Here is a 16,049-nt window from a genome sequence, read left to right on the forward strand (position 1 = left end):
CCACAGCCGTCCGCGACACGCCCGCAGCGGTGTCAGCGACGGATCCGCACCCGAGTGATCAACCACACCCACAGCAGTGCCCATGTGATCCCGAAGATCCAGCCCGCGACGACATCGGTGAACCAGTGCGCCGCGAGGTAGACGCGGGAGAGCCCGATCACGACGGTGTAGGCGGCGAGCGCGATCGTCGCGGCGGTCCGGCGGCGATCGCCCCGCGGCCATGTGCGCACGACGACCGCGATGAGCACCGTGGCCAGAACGGCGCTGGTCATCGCATGTCCGGACGGGAACGATTCGGTGTGCAGGGCCAGCAGCCGTTCGGGTTCCGGTGGCCGGACGCGGCCGAACAGATTCTTGAGCAGGACCATCACCGGCCAGCCCGTGAGGACCGCTCCGGCGACGAGGACGGCGTCGGACAGACGATCGGCCCGCACCAGCAGCAGCGTCGTCACCGCGGCGATCAGGGTCGTGGCGACTCCCCCGCCCGTGTGGGTGAGTGCGGTCACGGCGGTGGTCAGCCCCGGCTCACGGATCGACACCATCCAGTCGAGCACCGCGGCATCGAGCGTCACGGTTCGGTTCTCACGTCCGGAGCCGCGAACGCGGTGAGTGCCGCCGCCAGACCGGCCGGTGTGCTGTGGACGGTGCCGGCCGCGTCGACCCACCACGGGACCTCGACCTCACCGGTCAGCGCTCCGGAGCAGCGGACGACGAGTCGGTCGTGCAGCGCGAGCACCCCGCGCGGAAGCGGCACACCCGCGACGATCCCGGCCAGGACCGCGGCCGGTTCGCGCTCCCACGTCGAACTCCGGCCCTGCTCGACAGGTTCGGCGTCGATCACCGCGGATGCCACGGCGATGTCGAGCACGTCCGCGAGCGCGTGGGCGGTTCCCCGGCCCCCGGTGACGAGCCGGTCGTGCGGGATCGCGGCCGCGAACCACGGACGGTCGGGCACGAGAGCGTCGGCTGCATCGACGACGACACCCACCAGGCTGCGCACCCCGTCGGGCAGGGTCACCGACTCCGGGTCGAGACCACCCGACGAGAAGGCCGCTGCGAGCGCGTCGTGGGCGGCGACGATCGCGGCCGGTCCCGGCGACCTGCTGTCGTCCGCGAGCCGGTCGAGCAGTGTTTGTGCCAGATCGGTGTCGTCGATCCGCGTACCGGCGAGGGCGCTGCGGAAGGCCGATGCGTCGGGGTGGGTGCAGGGGTCGAGCAGACCCTCGAAGAGGGTGTCGTCGGCGAATCGGTAGTGCCCCAGAGGCCGGCCGTCGAGCGACGCGCGGGTGCGCAGGTACCACGCCGTGTATCCGGCGGGGTCGGTGATCGCCTCGGCCGTCGCAGGTTCGGCGGCCAGCAGGGTCAATGCCCGCGACCAGCGGCGATCGTCGACGAGATCGAGGTCGCGCACGGCGACGAGCACCTCGGGATCGTCGTCGAGCCGCTCCCACCACAGGTGCTCGTCGGGCAGGTCGTGGTCGGGTCCGGTCGGCAGTTCCGCGCGCAGGACCGTGAAACCCCAGCCCACACCGATCGCGCGCAGGGCGTCGGCGCCGTACCGGTCGGGGACGGACGGGTCGACGGTGCCGAAGGGCGCGTCCGCGACCAGCACTTCTGCGAGCGGTGCACCGGGAAGCAGCAGTTCGTCGGCGGGGACGAGGTCGCCGTGGGCGTCGGGCAACAGCAGCGCCCCGAGTTCGCGGGGCACGGCCGTGGGCGACACGAGCGGCACCAGCCGCAGCACGACGTCGGCGAGCTCACCGGCCGGGAAGTCGCCGTCCGGGTCGATGTCGTCGGGATCGGTGTCCTCGACGGCCGCGACGAGCGCCGGGTCGGCGAGCAGGTCCTCGACCGTCACGGTGCCGGCTCCGAGCCGGGCGAGCAGCGGATGCGCGGCGTCGGGATGGACGAGACGCACCCACGGCATCGACACCGGGCCGAGATCCTGCAGTTGCGTCGCGAGCACGGCCGTGCGCGGGCCGGTCACGGTCCGGCCGTCCGACAGCGGAACGGGAAGGGACGCGAGTTCCTCGGCTGCGACCGCGTCGACAACGAGCGGAGTGAGCGCCTCGTACAGGCGGTTCCACCACTTCGGATCGCGTTCGTGCCCGGAGAGCAGTTCGGCCAGTCGCGCGAGACCGAGCCGATGCACGCCGACGGCGGTCAGCGCGGAGGCATGTCGCGGCCCGCACAACTCGGGGATCACGAGTCCCGGGACGACCTCGCCGAGGACGTCGGCGAGCTCGTCGGTGAGACCGGGGAGTGCGACGGCCCGGTCGGGCACCAGATCGGCGCTGCCGTCGGCGGCGGGAAGCCACGCGCCGGCAGCCAGCTCGTCGAGGATCGCCTCGCGGATCCGTCCGTCGACCTCGCTGCGCGCGAAACCCGGCAGGGGCACCAGGTCGAGTCGCTGCTCGGCGGGCAGAGCCGCGACGAACCGCGCGTATCCGCGGGCGACGTTCTCGACATGGGCACCGGGAAGCACACGCCGCCGGTCGGGTTGCATGGCGACGTCGGCGACGACGATCGCAGGGAGCGACAGCTCCTCGTCGGAGCGGGTGGGGGCCCGCAGGACGTCGTTGCGGACCGGGTCGATCCGCCCGTCGACGACGGGCACCAGCCATCGCGCCGACGCTCCGGTGAACTCCCACCAGGTGCGATCGCCGATCCGCACCTCCCATAGGCCGCTGTCGAGTTCGCGCCGGTGACGGGTGAATTCGTCGTCTGCGACGACGAGGGTGTGCAGGCCCGGGAGTTCGAGCAGGATGTCGTGGGCCTCGGAACGGAAGGCGTCGAGCAACGCGACCGCGTCGACTCCCGGGCGTAGGACGAGCACGACTTCGGTGTCGCTGCCGGTCGCCGGCGGTGTCTCCGTCGGCCACACGAGGCGCAGCGCCGGGACACCGGATTCCGGCTCGGGCAGGTTCCGCTCGGCGAGCACCGCGCGGGTGCGGTCGGCCGAGAAGTGGAGCGAACCGGTGCGCGAACGCACCTCGATGTCGTCGGAGACCGACAGCACCGCCGTGAAGCCGACACCGAACCGCCCCACGGTGGATCCCGCGCCGGTCTTGTTCGACGAGCGCAGCGCGGTCAGCGCGTGGACACCGCCCTCGTCGAGCGGCTCACCGATGTTCGCGACGTGGAGACGGCCTTCGGCGAACCACACCCGCAACTCACCCGGCACACCGGCACGTGCCGCGGCGTCGGCGGCGTTCTGGGCGAGCTCGGTCAGGACGCGGTCGCGGTACCCCGCACGGACGTGATCGGCCTCGGTGGCCGCGTCCTCGCGCAGACGGGTGGGCGACGACGACCAGGCCGCGATGATCCCTTCGCGTAACGCCGCGGTCCCGAACGGATCCGCGGGGTCCGGCCGGGTCACGTCAGTCGGTCTGTTCCGACTCGGGCGGGGACGGCTCGGACGACTCGGCGGTGGAATCGGTCGGCGCGGAATCGGTCGGCGCGGACTCGGTGGCCGGCCCGAGCTCGACGACCTCCACTGCCGAATCGTCGAACGCCTCGTAGATCGGCGAACCGGCGCCGGTGGGCAGGGTCGTGTCGGAATGCGCGCCGCACCCGTACTCGGCATGCACGACGTGACCGTCGGCGGCGAACTCGTTCCCGCAGACGCCGAAGGCCGCGCGCAGCGATCCGGCGAGCGGAAGGTAGAAACCGCACAGGCGGCACGAGGACGGAGCGGCCTTCGCCATCTCCGAGCCGGGGCCGTACTCTCCGTCGAACCAGCGCTGCGCTGCCTCGAGGCGACCCTCCAGGCTCATGACCTGCTTGCGGCCCAGCCCGATCTCGAGAGCGGTCTCGTCGACCTCTGGGTCGCCGGACTGCATGTAACCGGGGACCAGGCGCACGTCGTCGGGAGCGGGAGCCAGCAGGTCGCCGGGGCCCAGATCGCCGGGACGGATCCGCTCGCTCCACGGCACCCACTCGGGCGCGACGAGCGCGTCGGGACCGGGCAGGAGCACGAGTTCGCTCACCGTCACCCGATCCGAGTCCGGGGCGGCGGCCACGACGACGGCCCACTGCCACCCGCGGTAGCCCGGCAACTCCGAGGCGAAACGATGGGTGGCCGAGCACTCGTCCTCGCGCGTCACGCCCAGATAGGCGCCGACTCCACCGTCCCCGAGTTCGTCGAGTGCGGCCCGGGCGAGGTCGACGGCGTCGGCGAGCACGGAACGCACCGCCGGATCGACCACGGGGTTCGTTCCTCGGGAAGTGGAAGCAGAGGCAACACTCACGGCCCCCATTCTGCCTGACCTGTCTGCTCCGGCGCCTGCGGGTCGCGGAAGGTCGTACACGCACCGCTCACACGCGAGGTGCAGGATGGGCGCGTGTCCCGTCTTCTCCTCTCGGCCGCGGTCGCGACGGTCGTCTGCGTCACCACCGCCGGATGCGGCGACGATCTCGTCGCCGAACCCGGTCCGCCCGCCACCGAACTCGGTGTGGAGGTCGTCGCCACGCACCCCCACGATCCGGAAGCGTTCACCCAGGGCCTCGAGATCGACGAGGGCGAACTGCTCGAAGGCACCGGCCGGGCCGGGCGATCGTGGGTATCGGCCCGGCAAGTCGACCTCGACGGCGGCACCGTCGCCCTCGCCGAGACCGAGCGCACCCGCGAACCCGTCCTCGACGACTTCTTCGGTGAGGGCATCACCGTGGTCGGCGACGAGCTGTGGCAGCTGACCTGGAAGGACGGCACGGCCGTCGTCCGCGATCGCGACACCCTCCTCGAGAAGCGCCGGGTCGACTACGACGGCGAGGGCTGGGGGCTGTGCGCGCAACCCGACCGCCTGGTGATGAGCGACGGCTCGGCCGAGCTGATCTTCCGCGACCCGGCCACCTTCGACGAACTCGGGCGCGTCACCGTGCACCGGGACGGGCGTGCCGTGTCGGAGCTCAACGAACTCGAGTGCACCGAGGACGGCAGGGTCTGGGCGAACGTGTGGCAGACGGACGAGATCGTGCTGATCGATCCGGCGTCGGGCCGCGTGGAGGCCCGGGTCGATGCGGCTCCGCTGCGCGATCGGCTGCCCGAGGACGCCGATGTGGACGTCCTCAACGGCATCGCGCAGATCCCCGGGACCGATCGGTTCCTGGTGACGGGCAAGTACTGGCCGACGCTGTTCGAAGTGCGTTTCGTGGAGTGATCCGGGTGGCATACCGATCGCGACACGCGTCACTCGGGCCACGTGCCGCCCTTGTGTTACAGCCGCTATCGCGTGGGGAAGAATCGAAGACGTGACCGAACCGGACGAGCGACCCGCCCCCGAGGGAGCGGACGGCCGTGCCCCGGGTTCGCAGCATCCGGGGTACAGCAACTATCCGCCTCCGCGCCGCGTCTCGGGCCGTCGCACTCCCCTGCCGCCCCTGCATCCCGTCGACCATCCGCGCCGGCCACCGGGTGCGTCGGCCGCCGGTCGGACGGAGTCCTCGTCCGAGACCGACTCGCCGCGCGCCCCGCGCATGCCGCGGAAGTTGACGGTGACGCGGGTCGCGGCCCTGCGCAGCCGCGAACTCACCTCGAAGGGCATCGCGACCTTCCGTCGAGCGGCCACGGCCGACGGCGCCGACAAGTCGGGCCTGACCGCGCTCACCTACGCGACGATGGCGAACTTCGCCTCCGACGCGGCCATCGCCGTCGCGCTCGCGAACACCCTGTTCTTCTCGGCGGCCACCGGTGAGGACAGGACGAAGGTCGCGCTGTATCTGCTCATCACGATCGCGCCGTTCGCGATCATCGCCCCGCTCATCGGGCCGTTGCTCGACAGGTTGCAACACGGTCGTCGCGTCGCTCTGGCGACGTCGTTCGCGCTGCGCACGGTGCTCGCAGTGGTGCTGGTGTTCAACTTCGACAGCTGGCTGTTGTATCCGGCGGCCCTCGGCATGATGGTGCTGAGCAAATCGTTCGCGGTGCTCAAATCCGCGGTGACACCCAGAGTCCTGCCACCGGAGATCGACCTGGTGCGGGTGAACTCCCGGTTGACGGTCTTCGGCCTGGTCGGCGGCACGATCGGCGCCGGCGCGATCGCGGCGGCCGCAGCGTGGGCGTTCGGTTCGTCGGGCGCGCTGTGGCTGTGCGCCGGGATCACCGCATTCGGCGCCTACCTGAGCATGCGTATCCCTGCCTGGGTCGAGGTCACCGAGGGCGAGGTGCCGGCGACGCTGTCGTACCACCGCTCCGACGCGCGCACCGAGGTGCTGAACGCCGACACCGTGACCGAGGTGATCGTCACCAAGTCCGGCAAACGCAAGCAACCGCTGGGACGGGCGGTGGTGACCGGGCTGTGGGGCAACGGCACGATCCGCATCCTCACCGGCTTCCTGACCTTGTTCATGGCGTTCGTCGCGAAGAACACCACCGGGCAGGATCCGCTCATGCAGGCCGCGATGCTCGGTGGTGTCGGTGCCGCCGCTGCGGTCGGCAACTTCGCGGGCAACGCCACCGGGGCGCGACTCGCGCTCGGACGGCCCGCTCTGATTGTCGTGCGATGCACCGCCGCGGTCGTCGTCGTGGCCGCCGTCGTCGCCGCGACCGGCAACGTCCTGGCCGCCGCGCTGGCGGCGCTCGTGGCGGCGTGCGCCAGCGCGCTGGCCAAGGTCTCGCTCGACGCATCGCTCCAGCAGGACCTTCCCGAGGAGTCGATCGCGTCCGGATTCGGCAGGTCCGAGACGGTCCTCCAGCTCAGCTGGGTGTTCGGCGGAGCAATGGGTGTGCTGTTGCCGACCGAACTGTGGCTCGGGTTCGCTGTGGTCTCCGTAGCGCTGGTTCTCGGATTCGCGCAGACGGTGCTGACATACCGTGGGGGGACATTGTTGCCGGGATTCGGCGGCCGTCGACCCGAACGCGTCTCCACCGAGACGGCTGCCGGGCGAAGGCGCGCCGGTGGATCCCCCACCGAAGATTGGAACAGTTGAGTTGCAGGCCCGGACGAAGAAGACTCTCGCGCTGCTGCTGGTAGCCCTGGTGGTCGTGGTAGCGGGAGTCGCCGCCACGGTGTGGAAACTGGTCGATTCGGCCGAGCCCACGCTCCCCACGATCACCGCGTACGCACGGGGAGAGACCGTGACGGTCGACCCCGCGCAGCACTGCAATCTCTATCTCGAGGACTGCGTGGAGAACCCGATCGGTCAGCTCGACGTGCCGGCCGGTTACCCGCTGCAGCTGTCTCTTCCGTCGGAGATCGCCGACGCGCCGTGGCGCATCCTCACCGTCTACGGCGACACGCAGACCGGGCAGACCTACATCGACGGCGCGATGTTCGAGGCCGGTGCGCGCCGCACCCTCACCGTGGAGAGCTCTCCGGAGCTGCAGCTGCTCGGAGTGGAGATCCAGCTGCCGTCGGCCGTGGTCGACGAGGCCGGTGAACCGATCGCGCACGCCGTGTGGGCCGTCAAGACGTTCTGAGCTTCGGCCCCGCGTACGACGACGGGCCGTCCTCGCACATGGCGAGGGCGGCCCGTCGTGGTTCGTCCCAGGATTACATCTAGTGGTCGAGCTCGCGCGCGATCGCCCGCATGACCTCGGAGATGCGCTGCCCGGTCTTGCGGTCGGGGTAACGCCCGCGCCGCAGATCGGGCTGGACCGCTGCTTCGAGCAGCTTGATCATGTCCTCGACCATGCCGTGCAGCTCGTCCGGCGCGCGGCGCTTCTGCTGGGCGGGAGCCTCGCGGCGACCCTGCCGCAGCGTGGGCTGCTCGAGGAGCTCGACCTTCAGCGCCTGCGGACCCCGGCGGCCCACCGCCATACCGAACTCGACGCGCTGGCCGGGCTTGAGCGCTTCCACTCCCTCCGGGAGCGCCGAGGCGCGGACGTAGACGTCCTCGCCCTCGTCCTGGGACAGGAAGCCGAAGCCCTTCTCGACGTCGTACCACTTCACCTTGCCGGTCGGCACCGCGCTCACCTGCTCCTCGACAGCTGTGCCCCACAGTGGGGCAACCGTTCAACATGCAAAACAACGCGCCCCGACTCGGTCGAGCGGGACGCGTGGACACCTGTCAGTGTACCCGCAGAGGTGGGTCCGCCCCCGAATCGTCTTCCCGCTCCCGGACGTCACCGTCCGTCCTTGCGGCGACTACCGTGGTCACGTGGGTACTTCATCTTCGGATTCGTCTGCCGCCCCGCGTAACGGCCTCCTGAAGGCCGCGATCGCCTGCTTCGTCGTCGGTGTGGTGGCGGTCGTCGCCATCTTCCTCATTCCGGCGCTCACCGACGGCAAGCCCGGGCTCGTGCTGTACCTGTTGACCCTCGCATGGCCGTTGGGCTTCGCCCTCGCCATCGCCTTCGCGCTGCGCTCGGGCCGGCGCGCTCGGAACGGAGACCGGACATGAGGATCCTGCTCAACATCATCTGGCTGATCTTCGGCGGGCTGTGGCTCGCGCTCGGCTACTTCGCGGCAGGTCTGATCTGCTGCATCCTCATCATCACCATCCCGTTCGGCATCGCGTCGTTCCGGATCGGCATCTATGCGCTGTGGCCCTTCGGCAAGACGACGGTCGACAAGCCGACGGCCGGCGCCATGTCGCTGATCGGCAACGTCATCTGGATCCTGGTGGCCGGCATCTGGTTGGCCCTCGGCCACATCGCCACCGCGATCGCCATGGCCGTCACGATCATCGGTATCCCGCTCGCCGTCGCGAACCTGAAGATGATCCCGATCTCCCTGATGCCCTTGGGGCGGGAGATCGTTCCTGTGGATGCCCGCCCGAGTTACATGTGATCTTTCTCACATAACGAGCGGATAACGGGCGGGACTCGAAACGGATTTTCGGGTACCCGAACCCCACTACCTGGGACTTTATTCCCTGATCTGCGCCACGCACGTCTGTCGCCACGCGAATCGGCGCGTTATCAATTGGTGACACTTCGCCCTCGGAACCGTTACCGTCATGTCCGGTCGAACCGCCTGGCTCGACCGGTCCGGAACCGCCGCGCCAAATTCCTGTCCCGTGGTTCCGGAAGTCCCGACGAACGATCCACAGGGGACAGGAAACGGGGGACCCACCGGTCTCCCAGGAACCGATCGGCCCACAGCCGGACGGTGTCCAGGAGGCCCGGGCCGACGCAACCGCGACGGTCCTCGGGGTGAAGCCGAAGGCGCTCCCAACGGAGCGACACGGCCGGGCAACCTCTTCAGCCCGAACCCGACAGCTGACCTCGTAGGTGCGTACGGAGAGGAACACGGAACCGACATGAGCGGACGCCATCGCAAGCCCACCAATACCGGTCGTACCGTCGCCAAGTTCGCGCTGACGGGTGCAGTCCTCGGCGTCACGGGTGTCGCGTTCAGCGGCACCGCCGCTGCCGCTCCCGACTCCGACTGGGACCGCCTCGCACAGTGCGAGTCCGGTGGCAACTGGGCGATCAACACCGGCAACGGTTTCCAGGGCGGCCTGCAGTTCTCGCCGAGCACCTGGAACGCCTACGGTGGCCAGGAATACGCTGCCACGGCCCACCAGGCCAGCCGCGAACAGCAGATCGCCGTCGCCGAGCGTGTCCTCGCCGGCCAGGGCTGGGGCGCATGGCCCTCCTGCTCGTCGAGCCTCGGACTGTCGAGCGCGCCCACGCAGCGCTCCGTCGACGCAGCCCCCAGCGCTCCCGCCGAGACCCCTGCGCCCGCCATCCAGAACGCTGTCCCGCAGCTTCCGGAGACCCCCGCTCTCCCCGCCGAGGTCCAGGGCATCCTGGCCGGCTTCGAGCAGGGCGTCACCGCACTCCAGGACGCCGGTGTCGAGCTCGACCCGAACATCCTGGACGCCGTTCGCGCGGTGCTCCCGCAGTAACACCCCGAACATCCCGGAAGGGCCCCGCACCGATCACGGTGCGGGGCCCTTCCGCATATGCGGACGAGCTCGTTCCTCCCTCACACGACGACGCCCGGCCCCACGAAGGGACCGGGCGTCGTACGGAAGAGCCTGTTCGGTGATCCGCGATCGGATCAGCGGTTGATCACCGTCTTCGGATGCGTGTAGGGCAGGTCCTCGACCGGCAACGGGAACACGGTGTCCTCACCGTACGGGGAGAGCGGACCGGAACGCGTGGACGACAGTTCGGTGACAGCGTGCTCACCGTCGGCCAGCTCGGGCCATCCGTGGTCGACGTAATGCTTTTTCGAAGAGGTAGCCATGCGCTCATTTTGGCAGGTGAGTTCGGGGCCTGCTACCGCAGGTCTCTAATCTGGAGGGGATGTCCCCGACCACGCCCGCTCCCGACACCGCCTCGGACTCCCTCGCCCGCTGGCTGGCAGGTCGACGCGACACGGATCTGGCCGCCACGCTGCGTGCCCGTCCCGATCTCGTGGTGCCGCCACCGGCGAGCATGAACGTGCTCGCGAGCCGAGCGCAGCAACGCGCCTCGGTCTTCCGTGCGGCCGACGAACTCGACACCGCCGCCTTCGGGATCGTCGAGGTCCTGGCCCGTCTCGGAGCGGTGGACACCCCCGTCTCCCGCGCCGCCGTGCTCGACGAGGTCTCCGGCCGCATCAGCGCGAGGAATCTCGACCGGATCCTGTCCACCCTGCGCTCGCTGCTGCTCGTGTGGGGGTCCACCGACGAGCTGCGTCTCGTTGCCGCCGCCGTGGACGCCGTTCCGTGGCGCGTCGGACGCACCGGCGACGTCACCGGACCGTCCCGGCAGGAACTCGACGACCTCCTCGCGGCTCTCCCGCCCGAGCAGCGCAGCATCCTCGACACCCTGTCGCGCACGTCCCCGATCGGCCGGACCCGCGACGCCGCGCCGGACACTCCCGCCGACCGGCCCGTGCAGAAGCTGCTCGCTGCCGGGCTGCTCTTCCGTATCGACGACGAGACCGTCGAACTCCCCCACCGGGTGGGCCAAGCGCTGCGCGACGACGCCCCCTTCGATCCGGCGGCGCTCGCTCCCCCGCGCGCACCGAAACCCACCCGCTCGACCGCCGACGTCAACGCGACCGCTGCCGGTGCCGCCCTCGAACTGTTGCGGCACTGCGAGGACGTTCTCGACATTCTCGGGGCGCAACCCGCTCCCGTCCTCAAGGCCGGAGGGCTCGGCGTCCGCGAACTGCATCGCGTCGGGAAGGCGGTCGGACTCGACGACGAGGAGACGGCGCTCGTCGTCGAGGTCCTTGCCGGTGCCGGTCTGATCGCGCGCGGCCTCCCCGACCCGCCGACACCCGGGGACGACGATCACTGGGCCCCGACCACCGCCACCGACGCGTGGCTCACGTCCTCCCCCGCCTACCGCTGGGCCGTGCTCGCCGGTGCCTGGCTCGACCTGCCGCGCCGGCCCTGGCTGATCGGCCGCCGCGACCAGAACGACAAGCCGGTCGCCGCACTGTCCGACGAGGTGAAGTCCCCCACCGCCGCCCGTGACCGGCGGCTGCTGCTCGACGTCCTCTCCGACGTGCCGGCGGCGGGCACGGACGTCGCCGACCTGCGTGCCGCTGCGGCGTGGCGTCGTCCGCGCTGGGCGGGTCGTTTCGACACGACGAGTGTCGTGGAGACCGTGCGGGAGGCGACGACACTCGGTCTCGTCGCGCACGGCATGCTCGCGTCGCCGGGCAAGGCGCTGCTGCACGGCGGCGACGCCGAGGCCGAGATGGCGGCGGTGCTGCCCGAACCCGTCGATTACGTGCTCGTCCAGGCCGACCTCACGGTCGTCGCTCCCGGCCCGCTCGTCCCCGAACTCGGCGAGCGGATCGCGCTCGTCGCCGATGTCGAATCGGCCGGTGCCGCGACCGTCTACCGGATCGGCGACAGCAGTATCCGGCGCGCGCTCGACGCCGGTCTCGGCGCGAGCGACCTGCACGGACTGTTCGCGACGCATTCGCGCACACCGGTGCCGCAGTCGCTCACCTACCTGATCGACGACGTCGCGCGTCGCCACGGACGCCTGCGGGCCGGTGTGGCGACGTCCTTCGTCCGCGCCGACGATCCGGCCCTGCTCACCGAGGTGCTGTCCGCCCCGGTCGCCGCCACGCTCGCCCTGCGCGCGGTCGCCCCGACCGTCGCGATCTCGCAGGCGCCTCTCGCCGAGGTGCTCACCGAGCTGCGCGCCGCGGGCTTCGCGCCCGCCGGGGAGGACGCCTCGGGAGCGATCGTGGATCTACGGCCCCGGGGCGCCCGTGTTGCGATGCCGCGTGCCCGGGCCCGCTATGCCGGACCCACCGCGCCGAGCGACGAGCAACTCGACACCCTCGTGCGCACGCTGCGCGCCGGCGACCGTGCGGAGGCCGCGACACCGACGGCCTCGGCACGTGGTGACGGCAGCCGATCCGGCGGTGCGGCGACACTCGCGCTGCTGCAACTGGCTGTGCACGGCAAGCGCAGCGTCACCCTCGGCTACGTCGACGCGCAGGGGGTGGCGACGCGCCGCATCGTCGACCCGGTGTCGGTGGGCGGCGGGCAGGTGCAGGCCTTCGACCCGGCGACCGGCTCGGTGCGCAGTTTCGTGCTGCACCGCGTCACGTCGGTGGCGCTGGTCGACTGACGACGGGCCCGTGCGGCCGGTCAGGCGTCGCGCACGAGCGTGAACGGTGACGCCGCGATCCGCGAGGCCGGAGCCGCCACGAAGGTGAGACCGAGGAGGGTCCCGTCGTCGATGGGGCGGAACTCGTCGCGGACCCAGCGCCACGGCACCGGCCCGTCCGATCCGTACGACACGACGATTGCGGGACGGCCGTCGAGCCACGACGGTTCGAGCGCGACCCGCATGGGCAGCACCTCGCGCAGGGTGCCGTCTGCGTCGGCGAGGAGGTTCACGGCGCTGCCGTCGTCGGCGAACCGCTTGCCGTACCACCGGGGCATCCCACCGAGCGCGATGGCGCGGGGCGCGGCGGCCCGCAACGCGGCCGGTCCGACGAAGACGGCCCGGTAGGCACCGGCGGCCGGAAGCGCGTCGGCATGCAGGGTCCGGAATCGTTGCTGCAGTCCGCGTATCGATCGCGGCAGCGCGCCGGTGTCCCGTGTCGTCATGAGTTCTCCTCGGTGGTGTGCGCGAATGTGGCTGTGCGGGACGGGTGGTCGGAGGCACGACGCGCGGCGTAGCGTGCCGCGAACCGTTCGGCCATCGCCGTGATGGTGAGTGACGGGTTGACTCCGACGTTGGCGGGGATCGCGGAACCGTCCACGACGTACAGACCCGGATGCCCGAACACCTGGTGATCGGTGTCGATCACGCCGTCCGCCGCGTCGGTGCCCATGGACGCGCCTCCGAGGATGTGCGCGGTGATGGACTTGCCCCCGATGCTCTCGAGCAGCAGGTTGAGCGGTCGTCCGCCGATCGACTCGGCGAACGAGCGGGCGACGGCATTCGCCTGGGGCAGATAGCTCGGTGCCTGCAGCCCCTCTCCTGCCCGTGAACGCAGCACGCGCCGCCAGGGCCGCACCGGCGACCGGTCGAAGACCAGACGGATCTCGTTCTCCACGTCCTGCATCACCGTGAACACGCTGAGCCGGCGGATGAAGTTGCGTGCGAACATCGTCCGCAGTTGCAGTGCAGGGCGCGACGCCAGCGCCCGCAGCGCCTCGCGCCGTCGCCGACGGGGATCGACGCCGTCCACCAGCGGCCCGAGCTGCAATCGCATGTGCCATCCCCCGACGTAGCGGTTCTGCGTGACGTGGGTGCGTTCGTCCGGGTAGAACTCGCTCGAGATCGTCGGTCCGCGGGTGAGGTCGACGTCGACGTCGTCGGCAAGCACGGCGGTGATCGCCTCCGAGTTGGTGCGCACGCCGACGCCGAGACGCTCCGAGACGTTCGGCAGTCCCCCGTTCTCCCGCGACCGGAACAACAGTTCCACGGTGCCGAGGACACCGGCGGCGAGGACGACCTCACCGGCGCGCAGACGCTCCCCGTCGGCGAGTTCCACTTCGTACCCGCCGGCATCGAGGGCGGCGACGGACACCACGCGGCTGTCGGATCGGATCTCGGCTCCGCGACGCTGCGCGAGCCACAGATAGTTGAGGTCGAGGGTGTTCTTGCTGCCGTACGGGCATCCGACGAGGCATCCGCCGCACATCACGCATCCGGTGCGCTCCGGTCCCTCACCACCGAAGAAGGGATCGGGAACGGTGACACCCTCCTCACCGAAATAGATCGCCATCGGCGTCGGACCGTACGTCTCACCCGCGCCGGCCCGGCGCGCGACGACCTCCAGGTGCTCGTCCATGGGCCCCGTGATCGGAGCGGTGGCGCGGCCGAGCATGCGGGCGGCCGTCCGGTAGTGCTCGGTCAGCTCCGCGCGCCATCCGTCCGGCACCGACGGCCAGGCGGGATCGGTGAAGAAGGCATCCTTCGGTTCGAGCAGGACACCCGCCCAGACGATGCTGCCGCCTCCCACGCCGACTCCCCCGATGATCCCGACGTGGGAGAGGACGCGCTGGGAGAAGAAGCCGCGCAGCCCGATCTCGGGCATCCACAGATAGCGACGGGGATCGCGGCGGGCGGCGGCGAAATCGTCCCGGGTGTGCCGTCGGCCCTGTTCGAGCACGAGGACCTTCCGGCCCTGTTCACTCAGGCGCAGTGCCGCGACGGCACCACCGAATCCACTGCCCACCACGATGACGTCGGCGGCGGCGCCGTCCGAAGCACCCGCCCGGCTCTGCGATGACATGGCGCAGAGCATAGAGGGCGGTCGGTCCGGCGGCGCCGTCGACGTACAGCCTGTAGGTTCGCGTTCCCCGTGCGGTGAGGCTCAGGGCTGCGTCGCGAGCCCCCTGAACGCCCTGCCGACGGTGAACTGGTTCTCCGGCCGTGGGAGTCCGTAGTGCCCACGCAGGGTGGCTTCGGTGTACTCGGTGCGGAACAGACCGCGCTCCTGCAGGATCGGCACCACACCGTCGACGAACTTCTCGAGCCCCGACGGCAGCACCGCGGGCATGATGTTGAAGCCGTCGGCCGCACCGCTGTGGAACCAGTGCTCGATCGTGTCGGCCACCTGCTCGGCCGTGCCCGCGAAGGTGCGGTGGCCACGACCGCCGCCGAGGCGTTCGATGAGCTGCCGCACCGTGAGGTTCTCCCGTCGTGCGAGCTGCACGATGAGCGTGTACCGGCTCTTGGCTCCCTCGATCTCGTCCTCGGACGGCAGGTTCTCCGGCAGCGGCTCGTCGAGCGGAAGCTGCTCCGGCCGCAGCCCGAACCGTTCGGCGAGCTGGCGGCGGGCGTACTCGGGCGAGATCAGGCGGGCCAGTTCGGCGTCGAGTTCCCGTGCTTCCTTCTCCGTATCGCCGATGACGGGCACGATGCCCGGGAGGATCAGCACCTGTCGCGGGTCGCGGCCGACCTTGCCGACACGGTCCTTGACGTCGTCGTAGAACGCCTTGCCCTCTTCGAAGGTGGGCTGGGCGGTGAAGATCGCCTCGGCGTACAGCGCGGCGAAGTCCTTGCCGTTCTCCGACGAGCCCGCCTGCACCAGCAGCGGGTAGCCCTGCGGTGACCGCGGCACGTTGAGCGGCCCGGCCACCGAGAAGAACTCTCCCTCGTGTTCGAAGGTGTGGACCTTCGCGGAGTCGGCGTGGATCGCCGCCTCCTTGTCGGCGACGATCGCGTCGTCCTCCCAGCTGTCCCACAGCTTGGTCGACACCTCGACGAACTCGGCGGCCCGCGCGTAGCGGCTCTTGTGCGCCGGCACCCCGTCGAGACCGAAGTTGCGGGCGGCGTCGTCACCGGCGGTGGTGACGATGTTCCAGCCGGCACGTCCACCGCTGACGAAGTCCAGCGACGCGAATCTCCGCGCGAGGTTGTAGGGCTCGTTGTAGGTCGTCGATGCGGTCCCGATGAGACCGATCCGCTCGGTGGCCGTCGCGATCGTGGTGAGGATGATCGTGGGTTCGAGCTTGCCGCTCGGACGCCGTTCGGGATTCGCGAACAGTACGGGGCTGTCGGCGAGGAACACCGAGTCGAACCTGCCGCGCTCGGCGGTGCGGGCGAGCGAAATATAGTGCTGGATGTCGAGATTCGCGTTCGGGTCGCTCGCCGGCAGACGCCACGCCGCTTCGTGGTGGCCGATGGGCATGAGGAAGGCGTTGAGGTGCAATCGACGGTCGGTCATGTCTTCTCCTGTCGT

15 protein-coding genes and 1 riboswitch are annotated in these 16,049 nt (G+C 70.5%); of the genes, 7 read left to right on the plus strand and 8 right to left on the minus strand.

All coding sequences use genetic code 11. The features are described from left to right. Positions 1–32: 32 nt before the first annotated feature. From B9C99_RS10810 to B9C99_RS10820, 3 genes are read right to left on the minus strand one after another with little or no spacing between them, the layout of a single operon-like run. Positions 33–572 (minus strand): phosphatase PAP2 family protein, encoded by a 540-nt coding sequence (locus B9C99_RS10810; protein ID WP_088897811.1) that lies wholly within the window; start codon positions 570–572, stop codon positions 33–35. Then, entirely contained in the window at positions 569–3,379 is a 2,811-nt protein-coding gene (locus B9C99_RS10815; RefSeq protein WP_088897812.1) for an ATP-binding protein, read from the minus strand. Before B9C99_RS10815 ends, B9C99_RS10810 begins: the two co-directional genes overlap by 4 nt. A gap of 1 nt (position 3,380) precedes the next feature. Next, positions 3,381–4,208 carry a DUF3027 domain-containing protein gene (locus tag B9C99_RS10820; RefSeq protein ID WP_088897813.1) on the minus strand — a complete coding sequence of 276 codons (828 nt, stop codon included), beginning with the start codon at positions 4,206–4,208 and terminating at the stop codon, positions 3,381–3,383. A 135-nt stretch (positions 4,209–4,343) separates the two neighbouring features. Between B9C99_RS10820 and B9C99_RS10825 the strand changes: the two genes are divergently transcribed. The 3 genes from B9C99_RS10825 (at position 4,344) to B9C99_RS10835 (ending at position 7,417) form a co-directional block, all read left to right on the plus strand. Then, positions 4,344–5,159, plus strand: coding sequence for a glutaminyl-peptide cyclotransferase (locus tag B9C99_RS10825; RefSeq protein ID WP_088897814.1), 816 nt, complete (start codon positions 4,344–4,346; stop codon positions 5,157–5,159). A gap of 91 nt (positions 5,160–5,250) precedes the next feature. Next, positions 5,251–6,927: an MFS transporter gene (locus B9C99_RS10830; RefSeq protein ID WP_088897815.1), complete on the plus strand. Its 1,677-nt coding sequence runs from the start codon at positions 5,251–5,253 to the stop codon at positions 6,925–6,927. 1 nt (position 6,928) lies between these two features. Beyond that, positions 6,929–7,417 (plus strand): DUF2771 domain-containing protein, encoded by a 489-nt coding sequence (locus B9C99_RS10835; protein WP_088897816.1) that lies wholly within the window; start codon positions 6,929–6,931, stop codon positions 7,415–7,417. Positions 7,418–7,496: 79 nt separating this feature from the next. Here the strand turns inward: B9C99_RS10835 and B9C99_RS10840 are convergent, their stop codons facing one another. Further along, on the minus strand, positions 7,497–7,904 hold the full coding sequence (locus B9C99_RS10840; protein WP_006551677.1) for a cold-shock protein: 408 nt from the start codon (positions 7,902–7,904) through the stop codon (positions 7,497–7,499). Positions 7,905–8,097: 193 nt separating this feature from the next. Here B9C99_RS10840 and B9C99_RS10845 point away from each other — a divergent pair, with 193 nt between their 5' ends. From B9C99_RS10845 to B9C99_RS10855, 3 genes are all read left to right on the plus strand, one after another. Further along, positions 8,098–8,340 (plus strand): hypothetical protein, encoded by a 243-nt coding sequence (locus tag B9C99_RS10845; RefSeq protein WP_051032935.1) that lies wholly within the window; start codon positions 8,098–8,100, stop codon positions 8,338–8,340. Next, positions 8,337–8,729 carry a YccF domain-containing protein gene (locus B9C99_RS10850; RefSeq protein ID WP_016691310.1) on the plus strand — a complete coding sequence of 131 codons (393 nt, stop codon included), beginning with the start codon at positions 8,337–8,339 and terminating at the stop codon, positions 8,727–8,729. The genes B9C99_RS10845 and B9C99_RS10850 overlap by 4 nt, the downstream gene beginning before the upstream one ends. Before the next feature lie 302 nt (positions 8,730–9,031). After that, a riboswitch (cyclic di-AMP (ydaO/yuaA leader) is annotated at positions 9,032–9,191 on the plus strand. Positions 9,192–9,201: 10 nt separating this feature from the next. After that, complete coding sequence (locus B9C99_RS10855; protein WP_016691309.1) at positions 9,202–9,792, plus strand: resuscitation-promoting factor Rpf1 domain-containing protein; 591 nt, start codon at positions 9,202–9,204, stop codon at positions 9,790–9,792. A 155-nt stretch (positions 9,793–9,947) separates the two neighbouring features. Here B9C99_RS10855 and B9C99_RS10860 read toward each other — a convergent pair whose 3' ends face one another. Then, the gene (locus B9C99_RS10860) at positions 9,948–10,136 is read right to left on the minus strand and encodes a hypothetical protein (RefSeq protein ID WP_006551681.1); all 189 of its coding nucleotides are present in this window, start codon (positions 10,134–10,136) and stop codon (positions 9,948–9,950) included. A 59-nt stretch (positions 10,137–10,195) separates the two neighbouring features. Between B9C99_RS10860 and B9C99_RS10865 the strand changes: the two genes are divergently transcribed. Then, positions 10,196–12,475, plus strand: a complete 2,280-nt coding sequence (locus B9C99_RS10865; protein ID WP_088897818.1) for a helicase-associated domain-containing protein — start codon at positions 10,196–10,198, stop codon at positions 12,473–12,475. Between the two features lie 20 nt (positions 12,476–12,495). On the opposite strand, the gene B9C99_RS10870 is transcribed toward B9C99_RS10865, so the two are convergent. The 3 genes from B9C99_RS10870 to B9C99_RS10880 form a co-directional block, all read right to left on the minus strand. After that, entirely contained in the window at positions 12,496–12,960 is a 465-nt protein-coding gene (locus tag B9C99_RS10870) for a hypothetical protein (protein WP_088897819.1), read from the minus strand. After that, complete coding sequence (locus B9C99_RS10875; RefSeq protein ID WP_088897869.1) at positions 12,957–14,597, minus strand: GMC oxidoreductase; 1,641 nt, start codon at positions 14,595–14,597, stop codon at positions 12,957–12,959. Before B9C99_RS10875 ends, B9C99_RS10870 begins: the two co-directional genes overlap by 4 nt. Positions 14,598–14,678: 81 nt before the next feature. Further along, complete coding sequence (locus tag B9C99_RS10880; RefSeq protein WP_088897820.1) at positions 14,679–16,034, minus strand: LLM class flavin-dependent oxidoreductase; 1,356 nt, start codon at positions 16,032–16,034, stop codon at positions 14,679–14,681. Positions 16,035–16,049 lie beyond the last annotated feature (15 nt).

The organism is Rhodococcus sp. BUPNP1, from assembly GCF_002215235.1.
Taxonomy (GTDB): domain Bacteria; phylum Actinomycetota; class Actinomycetes; order Mycobacteriales; family Mycobacteriaceae; genus Rhodococcus.

What these genes read in the sequence shown, in the direction of transcription:
- B9C99_RS10855 (WP_016691309.1), top strand. Translation starts at nt 9,202, where the DNA reads ATGAGCGGACGCCATCGCAAGCCCACCAATACCGGTCGTACCGTCGCC.
- B9C99_RS10880 (WP_088897820.1), bottom strand. Translation starts at nt 16,034, where the DNA reads ATGACCGACCGTCGATTGCACCTCAACGCCTTCCTCATGCCCATCGGC.
- B9C99_RS10870 (WP_088897819.1), bottom strand. Translation starts at nt 12,960, where the DNA reads ATGACGACACGGGACACCGGCGCGCTGCCGCGATCGATACGCGGACTG.
- B9C99_RS10865 (WP_088897818.1), top strand. Translation starts at nt 10,196, where the DNA reads ATGTCCCCGACCACGCCCGCTCCCGACACCGCCTCGGACTCCCTCGCC.
- B9C99_RS10850 (WP_016691310.1), top strand. Translation starts at nt 8,337, where the DNA reads ATGAGGATCCTGCTCAACATCATCTGGCTGATCTTCGGCGGGCTGTGG.
- B9C99_RS10875 (WP_088897869.1), bottom strand. Translation starts at nt 14,597, where the DNA reads ATGTCATCGCAGAGCCGGGCGGGTGCTTCGGACGGCGCCGCCGCCGAC.
- B9C99_RS10860 (WP_006551681.1), bottom strand. Translation starts at nt 10,136, where the DNA reads ATGGCTACCTCTTCGAAAAAGCATTACGTCGACCACGGATGGCCCGAG.